This is a genomic window from Shewanella inventionis, assembly GCF_014641855.1.
GTDB lineage: Bacteria > Pseudomonadota > Gammaproteobacteria > Enterobacterales > Shewanellaceae > Shewanella > Shewanella inventionis.
On sequence record NZ_BMII01000061.1, the window covers coordinates 1 to 14,099 of the forward strand.

Annotated in this window: 9 protein-coding genes; 6 read left to right on the top strand and 3 right to left on the bottom strand. The window is 40.9% G+C overall.

All coding sequences use genetic code 11. The features are described from left to right. Positions 1-220 precede the first annotated feature (220 nt). A complete protein-coding gene (locus tag IEW93_RS22280; protein WP_263283546.1) occupies positions 221-349 on the top strand; it encodes a hypothetical protein in 129 nt (42 codons plus the stop codon). An 85-nt stretch (positions 350-434) separates the two neighbouring features. Here the strand turns inward: IEW93_RS22280 and IEW93_RS20755 are convergent, their stop codons facing one another. After that, positions 435-938: a VF530 family protein gene (locus IEW93_RS20755; protein ID WP_188741123.1), complete on the bottom strand. Its 504-nt coding sequence runs from the start codon at positions 936-938 to the stop codon at positions 435-437. A 192-nt stretch (positions 939-1,130) separates the two neighbouring features. Then, positions 1,131-3,896 carry an EAL domain-containing protein gene (locus IEW93_RS20760; protein WP_188741124.1) on the bottom strand — a complete coding sequence of 922 codons (2,766 nt, stop codon included), beginning with the start codon at positions 3,894-3,896 and terminating at the stop codon, positions 1,131-1,133. Positions 3,897-4,560: 664 nt separating this feature from the next. On the opposite strand from IEW93_RS20760, the gene IEW93_RS20765 reads away from it, so the two are divergent. Continuing rightward, on the top strand, positions 4,561-6,156 hold the full coding sequence (locus IEW93_RS20765; protein ID WP_188741125.1) for an ABC-F family ATPase: 1,596 nt from the start codon (positions 4,561-4,563) through the stop codon (positions 6,154-6,156). A 300-nt stretch (positions 6,157-6,456) separates the two neighbouring features. Here the strand turns inward: IEW93_RS20765 and IEW93_RS20770 are convergent, their stop codons facing one another. Further along, complete coding sequence (locus IEW93_RS20770) at positions 6,457-6,657, bottom strand: hypothetical protein (RefSeq protein ID WP_188741126.1); 201 nt, start codon at positions 6,655-6,657, stop codon at positions 6,457-6,459. Between the two features lie 811 nt (positions 6,658-7,468). Between IEW93_RS20770 and IEW93_RS20775 the strand changes: the two genes are divergently transcribed. From IEW93_RS20775 to IEW93_RS20790, 4 genes are all read left to right on the top strand, one after another. Beyond that, the gene (locus IEW93_RS20775) at positions 7,469-10,453 is read left to right on the top strand and encodes a TonB-dependent receptor (RefSeq protein ID WP_188741127.1); all 2,985 of its coding nucleotides are present in this window, start codon (positions 7,469-7,471) and stop codon (positions 10,451-10,453) included. Between the two features lie 536 nt (positions 10,454-10,989). Further along, positions 10,990-11,868: an NAD(P)-dependent oxidoreductase gene (locus IEW93_RS20780; RefSeq protein ID WP_188741128.1), complete on the top strand. Its 879-nt coding sequence runs from the start codon at positions 10,990-10,992 to the stop codon at positions 11,866-11,868. 443 nt (positions 11,869-12,311) lie between these two features. After that, positions 12,312-12,665, top strand: a complete 354-nt coding sequence (locus IEW93_RS20785; RefSeq protein WP_188741129.1) for a YkgJ family cysteine cluster protein — start codon at positions 12,312-12,314, stop codon at positions 12,663-12,665. Between the two features lie 137 nt (positions 12,666-12,802). Beyond that, a complete protein-coding gene (locus tag IEW93_RS20790) occupies positions 12,803-13,903 on the top strand; it encodes an alkene reductase (RefSeq protein ID WP_188741130.1) in 1,101 nt (366 codons plus the stop codon). Positions 13,904-14,099: the final 196 nt, after the last annotated feature.

Sequence of the window (14,099 nt, forward strand, 5' to 3'; positions counted from 1 at the left end):
AGGTTTTGCGCCAATACATAGAACAACAAAACAGACCTCACTGAACTCGCTTTCCCCGCCACAGGTGACGGGGCTACTCGCTCGTTATCAAGTTAAGCGCTAGATTTGAGCGGGTTTATTTGGTGTGTTTTACTCTGTCATTTAAATCAATACGATTGCAATTATTACTTTAGCTCATTTTGATTACGCTTAAGAGTATGTGAAGGATTTTCACCAAATAATGGGCTTATTTGCAATTGGTGCAGCCTATTACTTTGGATACAGTGCTAAAAGACTGGTAAGTAAAAGTGCAGATGAGGAGTTTGCAATGCTAGCAGCGGCAGAATCTGATCTTTCAATTGCAAACTAATGGGATAAGGTCTACAACAGCGCTTAATGATGAAAAATAAGTGTAAAAAGCCCTGAAGATTCAGGGCTTTTTAATATAATTGGTATTATTTACCCCAAGGATTACTTGGGTCTGCTGATGGTACTTTGTTAGATGATTTACCGTCGGTGACGCGTTTTTCATAACCACTACTGTTACGACTAACCTGTGGTTTACCCTTATTTTTTGGGCCTCTCGCGTTACGGTTTGCTTCAAAATTTTCGGCCGTTTGAGCATGCATTCTTGCAATAGACTCAAAGGTCAATTCCATGGGTTTACGAGGTACTATACCAGCAGCAAAACCACGCTCACGAGGTTTAAGCTCAAACTGCTCGCCTACCGCTTTTGGCATACGCTTATAACGATACAGATAAAAATTTTCGACTTTTTCACGTGCCCATTCAGTCTTTTTTAAAAACTTAAGGCAGCCTTCAATCGACGGATTGAGGTTAAAGCACTCAAGTTTCAATGCAGCGTATAAAATTTTCCAATCATAACATTCAACCAGCTCTGTTATTAATGTCTCAAGCTTAAGTCCATGTAATGGATTGTTTTGTTGCTCTTCTACCATGGTATTTCCGATATTGTCTTTGTGGCCAGTTTGGCACTAGGCATCATAGTATCAACAAAAGACCAGTCACAGCGACTAAAAAAGGTATTCTGTTTGATACATCCCCTTTGAATGGCCGAAAATTAACTGACGTTAATCAATTAATTCCCGGTGATTACGAATCTAATTAAAGAGAAACAGTGATTGGGTTAGTTAATTTAATGCAAATTCGGTGTCGTAAATAAAGCGTTTATACACTTCGCTTGCAGTTATTGGCCGAGAAAAGTAATAACCTTGAGCGATATCGCAGTCATGCTCAATTAAAAAATCCACTTGTTCTTGCAACTCAACCCCTTCAGCTGTGACCAACTTACCAAGTGAATGAGCCATGCTGATCACCGCTTTAACAACGGCTTGATCTTCTGCTGAATCAACTAAGTTACTGATAAAAGAACGATCAATTTTAAGATTTGTGGCCGGTAACGATTTAAGATATGCAAGCGATGAATAGCCAGTGCCAAAATCATCAATTGCCACATGCACATCGGCAAGTCTTAATTTTTGTAAAATGTCGATAGATTGACTCGGTATGGCCATCAGTGCCGTTTCGGTGATTTCAAACTTAAACCAACTTGGTTGTGCACCATGCTCAGCTATTATTGCCAACAACTCTTCAGCTAACATAATATTCATTAAATCTAAGCCAGATAAATTCACCGATACACGCGAAAAATCAAACCCTTGCTTGTGCCATATTACTAATTGTTGGCATACATTACTCAATACCCAACGGCTGAGCTCAAATATTAACCCTGTATCTTCTGCGATCGGAATAAACTCATCTGGTGGGATAACACCTAAATCGGGGTGTTGCCAACGCACTAGCGCTTCAAACCCCGCTAACTGGCAATCTGGTAGTTCAATTAAAGGTTGGTAAACCATAAATAATTGAGGATTTTGCAGCGTCGACGCCGCCAAGGCCAAGCGTAAACTTTGTTCAATCTCAAGGCGTTTTTTATTAAATATTGCTTGTTCTTTATTACAAAAAGCGACGCAAAATGGTGTTTTTTTAGCTTCAAATAACGCAGAATCTGCCTGGCTCAAAATAGCTTCGGCATCTAGGCCGTCTTCTGGGTAAACACTGATCCCAACACGACAACCCAACACTATGGTTTGCTCTAAAAATTCAAAGTGATGCTTAAAATTATTTACCAACTCGACCGCGATTAAATTGGCTTTTTCTGCAGTCGTGTTAATCAAAGAGATACAAAATTTGTCGCCACCAAAGCGCGACACTGTGTACTGCCCTTTTAAACTACTTGTGATCCGTGTTGCAGCTTGTTTAAGAATATAATCACCCGCACTGTGGCCAAAATTGTCGTTAATGACTTTAAATCGGGTTAAGTCCAAAAATAAAAGCGCCAATGGTTGTTGATTTTGCTTACAGCGGGCAATTTCTTGATCCAACAGCAATTTAAAATAATAACGATTCGCCAAACCGGTTAACTCGTCAAAATGCGATAATTGATAAAGCTTATCTTGTTGTTGTTTTTGCGATGTTACATCATGGGCAATACCCTCACAGCCAATGCATTTTCCATCGGCGTCGTACATTGGGCGCTCCAGCACATCAAAAATATGAACCTTGCCATGAATATCGAACATTTCCATCTCAAATGGTGGTAAATGCTCACCGGCCAAAATACGTTGTATGTATCCAGAAATTTGTGCATTTTTAGGATTATCAGTTAAAAACTTATAATAATAATCACCAAAACCGCTAATGGTATGCCCAAGGATATGAGTCACCGAAGGGCTAACATAGTACACAAAGCCTTCTGTATCGTGTTGATAAAATATATATTCATCTTCTAGCGATTCAACCAAACCGCGATATCGATTTTCGCTGTTTGTGAGTTGCAAAGTTCTTTCTAAAACAATATCTTGTAAATTATCCTGTATACGTTTTAGTTCATGATTTGCATTAGCAGTTTGCTTATTAGCCACTAATAAAGCGCGATTATGACGCCTTGTTTGCACAATCCATATCACAAGCAATAAAATCAAAATACCAGCGATAGAGGCAAACTCAATTAACTCCTGATAATCTTTTGGCAGTTCAATATTGGCGCCCCACGCCTCATTAATGGCTTTGCGTTCTTCAAGGGTTATCGAATCGATACCTTTTTGCATAATACTCAATAATATTGGCAAATCTTGCCTCACGGCAATAGACTCATTTGCGCTGTTTTTTTCATAAAATGCAGCCACTTTTAAGTCTGCCAATGAATATTTAAACTGTAAATAATTTGCCGCCGCCAAAAAACTGATAGCGGCATCGGCTTGCCCTGCTTGCACTGCCTCTAACGATTCTCGCATGGTATCGACATAATACGGTGTTACACTTGGAAATTCGGTAACAATCTTTTCTGAATAATGATAGTCCCGCACTAACGCAACGGTTTTATCTGCTAGATCACCACGGTTATGCACAGAAAACAGACTTTTTTGGGTAATAACCACCAGTGATTTATAAATAATTGGCGTAGTAAAATGATATTGTTCTGCACGTTGTGGGGTATTAACCATGGTTAATATGGCATCTATATTGGCATCATTTAAATTGTTAACGATATTGGGCCAGCGGTGTTCTTCATCAATAACAAAGGAGACCCCCAATTTTTTACCCATCAAATTAAGTGTATCAACGGCCAAGCCCACCATTTGTCCACGGTCATCAACAAAACTATAGGGCGGAAAAAAACCATCAACCCCAACTCTAATGGGTTGATTGTCTGCTAACCATTGTAATTCTTGCGGCGTTAATACAGGGGAAGGACTTTCTGTAACACGTTCAATTATTGAGGAGCCACCAACAGCCAAAGAGCCCTCTGCAGCAATAACAGAAGTTATAAAGCACAACAGACTCAGTAAAAAAAGACTGACATTGACAAAACGTATAGATTTTTTCGTTAGCATCCACTCATTCCAACATCGACCGCTAATCACGCTCGTTAACTATTTGACACAACCACTTAACATGCAAAGTAGCAAAATAACACCCAATATAAAAACAATTACACAACAAATCACCAACAAATATTTATTTAGCTTTGATTATAGTAACTTAGGTTAAAAATTTCGTCATTAAATAAGAAAATACTAAACAAATGCAAATTCTTGTGAGCAAAAGCACAAAATACATTTAACATGTTGAAAAATATTCATATTTTAAAAGCTTAATGTTAAACAATTCTTGTGTGTCAACACTAAGTTGTACCTTGATAACATCACCGCACGATGGGCATCAGTAACGGCTATATTTTTATGTTTGGGCCAGTAAGAAACCATAACATAAAAAAGCTAACTGCATATTACATGAAATAGATTGACGTAATATCAACAAGTTAAAGATAAAAGCATCATCACCGCGGTGCTATACAATTCGTTTTATCAATCAACTTAACTATAGAATAAAATAAACACCTTCTGATGTAGTCCAAATAGATAATAAATCGACAATTGACTACTTATCTGTATAATTCGCGCACTTTTAACTAACGTCCTGTCAGTCTTATTTTCACAACGCTACACCCTAGCCGCTTGTTGATAACAATGCAGTACCACTCTATGGAAACTTATTTTGATTTCTACCGCTAATATTACTATGCAGTTTGGCCCTGAGCCTTTGTTTGAAAACATTTCGGCACAATTTGGCCATGGCAATCGTTACGGCTTAATTGGTGCCAATGGGTGTGGTAAGTCCACATTTATGAAAATCCTCAGCGGTGCATTAGCACCAACCTCAGGCAACGTTTCTATTACGCCAGGGTTAAAAGTGGGTACATTAAGCCAGGACCAATTCGCCTTTGAAAAGTACACAGTAGTTGATGCCGTGATCATGGGTGATGTTGAGCTTTGGAAAGTCAAACAAGAGCGTGATTACATCTACAGCAAAGCCGAAATGACAGACGAAGATGGCATGCGTGTAGGCGATCTTGAAAGCCAGTTTGCTGAAATGGACGGTTACACAGCAGAAAGCCGTGCTGGTGAAATTTTACTTGAAGCAGGTATCGAAGAGTCGTTCCATTTTGGCTTAATGCAGCAAGTCGCCCCCGGTTGGAAATTACGTGTACTGTTGGCTCAGGCCTTGTTTGCAAATCCTGACATCTTGTTACTCGACGAACCAACCAACAACTTAGACATTCATACTATTAGTTGGTTAGCGACCGAGCTAAACAAACGCAAGTGCACCATGATCATCATTTCGCACGACAGACATTTTTTAAATTCAGTATGTACCCACATGGCTGACATCGACTACGGCGAATTGCGTATTTACCCTGGTAACTACGAGTATTTCTTGGCGCAATCAAGCCTATTACGTGAACAATTATTAGCAGGCAACGCCAAAAAAAGCGCTGAAATTGAAGAACTTCAAGACTTTGTTAACCGTTTTGGTGCTAACGCATCTAAAGCTAAACAAGCCAGTTCACGTGCTAAAAAGATGGATAAAATTAAACTGGATGACGTTAAATCGTCTAGTCGTATCACGCCATCGATTCGTTTTACCGAATCAAAAAAATTACATCGCCAAGCGCTTGTTTTAGAAGACCTAGGCCATGGATTTGATGAAGTATTGTTTGAACACGGCGATCTTATTTTAGAAGCAGGTTCAAAACTGGCTATCATAGGTGAAAACGGCGTGGGTAAAACCACATTACTACGCTGTTTAGTTAATGAAATAGAGCATAATCACGGCCGCATTAAATGGTCAGAAAACGCATCTATTGGCTATTGCCCGCAAGACAGCACAGCAGATTTTGACAATGACATGACCTTATTTGACTGGATGTCGTTATGGCGCACACCAAAGCACAATGACTTAATGGTACGAGGCATGCTTGGGCGTTTATTATTTACCGAAGACGACGCCAACAAAAAAGTACGTAACTGCTCAGGTGGAGAAAAAAACCGTCTCTTATTTGGTAAGTTAATGATGATGGATATTAACGTACTGGTAATGGACGAGCCAACAAACCACATGGACATGGAAGCCATTGAAGCGTTAAACCAAGCCTTGAAATTATTTGAAGGCACGCTGATATTTGTTAGCCACGACCGCGAATTTGTATCATCACTAGCAACACGGATCATTGATGTAACTAATAAAAAGCTGGTTAATTTCCAGGGGACTTTCGATGAATATCTTGCAAGCAAGGCAGAAAGCGAAGCTTAACCCTACCTGTTGCAAGTGCGTTACCGCAAAGCATTAATGTAACCGAATAATGATTAAGGCCTTTCTTGTGGCGTATACATACCACATTAAAGGCCTTTTTATTAATTAAACAGCACACAACAATACCTCAAGCACACATATACCAAATCAACACCTGGATCCCCAATACAAGCATTTGAGGATGACGGCATAAGGCGAAGAAAATGCATAAGTGATGACGGTATAATGCAAAAGCGCCTCACCCGCGCTGTCATTCCTGCAATGCTTTTGAGCAGGAATCCAGGTGTTCGCTCTTGGCTGTTAAACAAAAGCCCACAAACCAAAGCAACTTCTGGATCCCCAATACAAGCACTTGGGGATGACGGCATAGGGCGAAGAAAATGCATAAGTGATGACGGCATAATGCAACACCTGGATCCCCAATACAAGCACTTGAGGATGACGGCATAAGTCGAAGAAAATGCATAAGTGATGACGGCATGAGCCAACCCGCGCTGTCATTCCTGCAATGCCCTTAATTCCGTCATTCCTGCAATGCTTTTGACCAGGAATCCAGGTGTTCGCTCTTGGCTGTTAAACAAAAGCACACATATACCCAATCAACAGCTGGATCCCCAATACAAGCATTTGAGGATGACGGCATAAGGCAACACCTGGATCCCCAATACAAGCACTTGGGGATGACGGCATAATTCGAAGAAAATGCATAAGTGATGACGGCATAAATCAAAAGCAACGCCACCTGCTCCGTCATTCCTGCAATGCTTTTGAGCAGGAATCCAGGTGTTCGCTCTTGGGGATTAAGGCATTGGGCAAAGACAAGGCATAAGTGATGATGGCTTAAAGCAACACCTGGTTCACCATCAACAGAACTCACCAATGGCAGACAAAAATCAAAACAAACACCTCAAAATACCTTAAGTGAATAAGTGCTAAAATCGTTGACAATGCGAACCATCAACAAACTGGTATTACCAAGCTTTAAATCACACCTTACCAAGAATGTTGAATTGTTATAACTTTGTGATGCACATCGAAACCGTAAAAATCAGTGACTCGTATATAAGATTCTGTTTTTTCTATACTAGGAATTAGTTAATTTACATCATACAAACCAAGCCTTATTGCCTATTAACACTGAAGAAACAATCAAAATATAGGCGGCTCAGACCTTGGTATGACAATATTATTATCTTGGTAAAGCAGATTGCAATTATTGGTAACGTGTTATATAAATGTTTATGTTGATTATTACAACAACAATTGGTATACCAGATGGTAATACCAGCTAACAGGTTCTTTGGGGGGAATTATGAAGCTCAATAAAATAAGCGCTATGTTTAGTAGCTCAAAAAATAAAGCCAATAACATAACAATATTTGGCGCAACACTAACAGCATTGTTAAGCATGCCAACAGCGTTAGCCGCTGATGCAGAACAGGTTGCAGCAGAAGAAGTAGACACAAGCGAAATTGAAGTGATTGCTGTACGCGGTATTTTTGGTAGTTTAAAAGCCGCTAACTTGTTAAAACGTACTGATGCTCGTATCGTCGATGCCATCGTTGCAGAAGACATCGGTAAATTACCTGACAACAACATTGCAGAAGCACTTCAACGTATCACGGGTGTTTCTATCGAGTCAGATTTTGGTGTAGGTGAATCAGTTACCATTCGCGGCGTATCAGAAAACCTTATCTTACTTAATGGCCGCTCAACTGCAGGCCCAGGCCGCGGCGGTATCAGCTTAGATGATTTTCCATCAAGCTTCTTAAAAACCGTTGAAGTCGTTAAGTCGCCAACACCTGAAATGATTGAAGGTGCTCTTGGCGGTACTGTTAATATGCAAACGGTTCGTCCTTTAGAACTATCAGACCCTCTTTTTGCATTCACTCTTGATGGTGAATACGCAGACAAAACAGAAAACGTCGCGCCAAACTTTACTGCAGCAATGGGTAAAAATTGGGACCTAGGTGACTCTGGCACCTTTGGTGCTGCTGTTAATATGTCTTATCAAGACCGCGAACTTCGTCGCGACGAATACTTCAATAAAGTCGATTTACAAGACGATATAGATATAGACGGAGACGGCACCGTAGATGTATCAGGCGGACCTAACGGCAAATACCTTCGCCGCACAGAAAGCACAGTTGAGCAAAAAACAGAAGAACGTGAACGTACTGCTTACGGTTTATCTTTACAATGGGCTCCTACCAGCGAAGATTTAAATATCTACGTAGACATGAACGCAACTGAGCTCGATGGTGGACAAGCTGCCTACTCAATCCTTGACGTTGGTGGAACCGTGGTTCCAAGAAGCGATTCGTACTACGACAGTAACGGTCAACTTCATAATTACGATTTAACCGGTGTGTTAACCATTCCAAAAACATGGAGTGACTTTACCACTAACGAAACATCATCACACGCCATTGGTGCAGAATGGAATGTCACCGGCAATATTGAATTATCGGGTGAGTATTCAATTTCAAAATCAGAAGAGCGTCAAGTTGCATCAGAATTTAACTTACGCCCTATCGAGCGCACAGAACCAACATTAAGCCTTGTTACACACACCAGTACAGGCAGTTCAACTAGCGGAAGTGGTATTCCATCTTACGTATTTGCTGATACTGGCATGCTAACTAACCCAGACAATTTAGTATTCCGTGAGTTTTTCCACAAAACGTTAGACACAGACAACGAAGAACAAGCATTACGCTTTGACTTTAAAATCAATGATATTGGCGTAGACTTTGTCACAGCAGTTAAAGCGGGTGTTCGCTTTACAGACCGAGACTATACCGCCAACCGTTTTGACCTAAAACCAAACGGCAACACATTAAAAGATGCATACAAAAATGCTAAAAATTCAGATGGTTTATACAGCCCAACCTGGATTGATAACGCCATTATTGCCGACAGTTTTAAAACCATCAACATGGATAACTCTTTTGACCAAACAGGCATTGCTGGCCAAAACGATTTGCTCACATACAACGTATATGATGCTGAAAAACTACAAGATGCTGAAGCCACATACGCATTAGTACAACAAATGTTAGCCGGAACCACCTATGCAATGGATGGCTCTCTAGCAGACAACATGGTTGAAGATACTGGCGCATACAAAGCCATTAACGAAAAAACTAACGCCATTTACGCTCAATTCCATTTAGACTTTGAAGATATCACAGCCGTGGTCGGTGGTCGTTATATTCAAACCGAATTAGAATCAAGCATCGTTGATTCAATTGACACAAATGGCAATAGAATTCTCACTACAGGTAAAAATGACTACTCAGACTTTTTACCAAGCTTAAACGTAACTTACACTTTATCAGAAGAAACATTATTACGATTTGCAGCAGCAAAAGTTATGCGTCGTGCCGACTTTGATGAGTTAAGCCCTGCACTCTCAATTGATAACTCGTTAGTTACCGGTACTCAAGGTTCTTACCAACTTGACCCATACCGCGTCACTCAATATGACTTCTCAGTTGAACACTACTTTGATGGCGGCGGAATTGTCTCTGCAGCCATATTCTACAAAGACGTGCAATCGTTTACCCAAAGCGACAGCAGCTGTTTAGCAGACTCAAGCACCATTACTGGCCAAAACACCACGCAATGGAACAACATCTGTTTACTTGACACAGCAGGCCAAAGCCAAGGCGATATTGTTAACGCGACAGAAGATCAAGGCTTAGCCTATGTTGATGCAGAAAAAGCAGCAGGCCGTACTGGTATTGTTATCGATACCGACGTCAACGGTGGCAGTGGTGAAGTAAGAGGTTTAGAGCTTGGATATCAGCAGCAGTTTGACTTTTTACCAGGCATTTGGTCAGGCCTTGGTGTTAATGCTAACTATACCTACGCCGACAGTGAGCAACCAGACGGTAACCCATTGTTAAACATTTCTAAGCATACCGCTAACACGCAATTTTACTGGGAAGGCGAAGACCTACAATTACGTCTCGCTTACAACTGGCGTGATCGTTACTTAGATGAACAAACCACTAAACGTGTTCAAACTGTAGGTGCGTTAGGTTACAACGTATTTAACCAAAACGACCCAGCAGCTGATAACTACGACCCAACAGTGGGTAATAGCTATCGTGAAGCCAGAGGTCAGTTTGATTTCTCTGTAAGCTATGACATCAACGATAGCATCACAGTGGTAGCCAATGCGGTAAACCTAACAGGTGAACCAATTGAATACACTACTGAGCTAGGTTCTGTTTGGGCATACAGTGAAGCAGACCGTCGATACACACTAGGCGTGCGCGCTAAGTTCTAATCGACTCACAGTAAAAAGCCTATCAAACGATAGGCTTTTTACTTAACCAACTCTACCTGCAAAGTCACAATGAGTTTTATTAAAATAATACTTACAAAATCAGTGTTTTAACTTAAATAAAATAGCAAAAAAATTACCAATGAAGCGCTAGTTAATTGCAACCCGGTTTCATACCACACGCTAGGCAATATTGAGTGCAAATCGCCTCAACGAGGTGAACCCAATATGCCTCAGTTATTTTAATGGTAATAGCGGTAAACATTAGCTGGCCCAAGGCAAATTTAGCGTTGGTGAGTGACTCAGCATTAATTGATTTAAAGAAAATCTTACCAATATTAATTTTGGTATGTCCAATTACTATAATTGGTTGACAATCTGGTTATAATTTACTAACATTTTGTAATACAAGTTGATTGCCAATTAACTAGGCATTTTACGTTAAACAAATTCAGCATTAAAGCATCGCATACCTTCTCGCTTGGGTGCGCAGAGTTAGTCTACAGACACGCATTTACTAAAATATTTAGGAGTTAAATATGACAAAACCAGTCATCGGTTTCATCGGCCTAGGCCTAATGGGCGGCAACATGGTTGAGAACCTTCAAAAAAGAGGTTACCAATTAAATGTTATGGATCTTAATAAAGAAGCTGTAGCAACCTGCGTAGCTCGTGGTGCAAATGCAGTGAGTTCTGCAAAAGAACTCGCCGCAGCCAGTGACATTGTTATGTTATGTTTAACCACATCAGCAGTAGTAGAAAAGCTAGTATATGGCGACGACGGGATCCTAGCAGGCATTAAAGCTGGCTCAGTATTGATTGACTTTGGTACATCAATCCCATCATCTACTCGCAAAATTGGTGCAGATTTAGCCGCTAAAGGCGCAGGCATGATTGACGCCCCACTCGGCCGTACGCCAGCACACGCAAAAGATGGTTTATTAAACATTATGGCCGCAGGCGACATTGAAACATTTAATAAAGTTAAACCTGTGCTAGACGACCAAGGCGAAAACGTATTCCACCTTGGTGAACTAGGTGCAGGCCACACTACAAAGTTAATTAATAACTTTATGGGTATGACAACTGTATGTGCCATGTCGCAAGCATTTGCTGTTGCTAAACTGGCAGGTGTAGACCGTCAACAACTTTTCGACATCATGTCTGCCGGCCCATCTAACTCACCATTTATGAAGTTTTGTAAAAACTACGCGGTAGATGGCGTAAGCGACCTAGGCTTCTCAATTGCTAACGCGAATAAAGATTTAGGTTACTTCTTAAAAATGGTAGAAGATCTAGGCACAGAATCTAAAATTGCCGAAGGTTCATCTGCTAACCTACAAGCCGCATTTGATGCAGGTTTAGGTAACGGTAACGTGCCAGAAATCTTTGACTACTTTGTAAAATTAGCTAAATAAGCCTATTGCCCTACAAATAAAAAACCTTTTTATCGGCTTAAGATAAAAAGGTTTTTTATTGTCCAAAATCCCCACGAACGTGATTTTATACCAACCAGGATAAATAAGTGATCGCACTCATATACTGGTTAGTATTAGTCCTCTTTTCTTATCATGTTACGTCGCTGTGCAGAATATTCATCGTTTGTCACTTCAAACGTTGCTATTAACTCATGTAGCCTTTCGCCTAACTTGGTAATATCAACACTCACATGATCGCAAAGCTCAATCGACTGACGAGTGTTTTCAAAGCCTATAAACCTCAAACGAGTAAGAGTTAACAACTGAGGTTAAGTAAACTGCAGGTTGAACTACATTTATCATCAAAAACCGCCACCTTAAACTCTTGTATATGGTGATAATCAAGAGGTAAAATTAACCAAATTCGCCATGGACGCCCAATCATGATTAATGATATTGAAATAGTCGATTTACTTCGTGCGCGGATCCCATCATTTAACTGCAAACCGGGTTGTCATGATTGCTGCGGACCGATCACAACCTCGTCTGCAGAAATGGCTCGTTTACCTGTAAAAACTGCAGCACAACATGAAGCCGCCTTAAAACACTGGAACTGTGTATATTTAGGGCCAAATGGCTGTGAAGTGTACGAAGAACGCCCATTAATTTGTCGCCTGTTTGGCGCTACACCAAGAATGCCCTGCCCAGAAAAATGCCGCCCAGAAGAAATGATCGATCATAAAACCGAGGCACAAATTCACCATTACATCGCCAATACTCGTCAAGTGCTGGTGTAACTCAAAGTACAGCTAACCCGCTTTGTTGTGAGGCTATTATTACCTTCATTTTCTACAAAGATTATTTTCGATTAGCGCTATAAATCAAATTAGTGTTATTTGTTACTCTGTGGTCAATTCTTTATGAGGGCTCACAAATGACAACATCTCTTTTCCAACCCATTCAACTGGGCGATATCACCCTAAAAAACCGAATTGTCATGGCACCAATGACACGTTCACGCAGCTCACAGCCAGGTGATGTACCCAACCAAATCATGGCTGATTATTATCAACAACGCGCCAGTGCGGGGCTAATTATTAGTGAAGGCACACCTATTTCTGCAGTGGGCCGTGGCTACTCGATGACCCCAGGCATTTACACCACAGCACACATTGAGGGCTGGAAACAGGTCACACAAGCCGTACACGCCAAAGACGGGAAGATATTTGCTCAATTGTGGCATGTTGGTCGTCGCAGTCATTCAAGCATTTCAGGCCAACAACCTGTGGCAGCTTCGGCGATAAAAATCCCCGACCAAGTGTTTGGTCCATTGCCAGAAGGTGGTTTTGGGATGATCGAAACCGAGCAACCTAAAGCCATGACACAAGAAGATATCAACAATACCATTAACGATTTTGTGCAAGCCGCTAAAAATGCCATAGAAGCCGGATTTGATGGTGTCGAGATTCATGCTGCACACGGCTACTTGTTTGACACTTTTTTACACATAGAAAGTAATCAGCGCCAAGACCAATATGGTGGCAGTCAACAAAATAGAATGCGCTTTTTATTAGAAACCTTAACCGCAGTAGCTGATGCCATTGGTGGCAATAAAGTGGCCGTGCGACTATCACCGCATGTTATTGAAGGCTTTACAGAAGAAGATCCTGAAATTGTTGAGTTAACACTAGCAGCATTGGCAAACATGGTGAAATTAGACTTAGCCTACGTGCACTTTTCTGAAAACATCTCACGTTACCTTGAGGTGCCAGAATCGTTTCGCCAGCAAGTACGTGAGGTATACCCTAACCCAATCATGATCACAGGCAAGTTAACCAAAGAAACAGCACAAGTCTTGCTTGCCAAGCAGTATGCCGATTTAGTCGCGTTTGCCACGCCTTATGTCACTAACCCAGATTTGGTTGAACGTTTCTACCACAACTGGCCATTAGCCGAATTTGACGCCGACGTACGCCTCACCTTATATGGTGGTGATGCCAAAGGCTACAGCGACTATCCGCAATATAAGGCGTAATAAGTCTTAACCTATACCACTAACGTAATGCTAAAAGCCCAAAACCATAAAGTTTCGGGCTTTTTAATTTCGGCGTTTTTCAAGGTAGTTGTCGCCTAAGCTGTTAAGCTGCTTCTTTTTTGTTCTCTGGGTTTAACTCCACCTCACCGATTTCATCCCAGTTTCTGGTGCCATTTGACCAGCGGTTAGGGTTAAT

Excerpts from the sequence above, each read along its gene's own strand:
- IEW93_RS22280 (WP_263283546.1), top strand. The coding sequence starts at position 221 with ATGGGCTTATTTGCAATTGGTGCAGCCTATTACTTTGGATACAGTGCT.
- IEW93_RS20755 (WP_188741123.1), bottom strand. The coding sequence starts at position 938 with ATGGTAGAAGAGCAACAAAACAATCCATTACATGGACTTAAGCTTGAG.
- IEW93_RS20780 (WP_188741128.1), top strand. The coding sequence starts at position 10,990 with ATGACAAAACCAGTCATCGGTTTCATCGGCCTAGGCCTAATGGGCGGC.
- IEW93_RS20770 (WP_188741126.1), bottom strand. The coding sequence starts at position 6,657 with ATGACAGCGCGGGTTGGCTCATGCCGTCATCACTTATGCATTTTCTTC.
- IEW93_RS20760 (WP_188741124.1), bottom strand. The coding sequence starts at position 3,896 with ATGCTAACGAAAAAATCTATACGTTTTGTCAATGTCAGTCTTTTTTTA.
- IEW93_RS20785 (WP_188741129.1), top strand. The coding sequence starts at position 12,312 with ATGATTAATGATATTGAAATAGTCGATTTACTTCGTGCGCGGATCCCA.
- IEW93_RS20775 (WP_188741127.1), top strand. The coding sequence starts at position 7,469 with ATGAAGCTCAATAAAATAAGCGCTATGTTTAGTAGCTCAAAAAATAAA.
- IEW93_RS20790 (WP_188741130.1), top strand. The coding sequence starts at position 12,803 with ATGACAACATCTCTTTTCCAACCCATTCAACTGGGCGATATCACCCTA.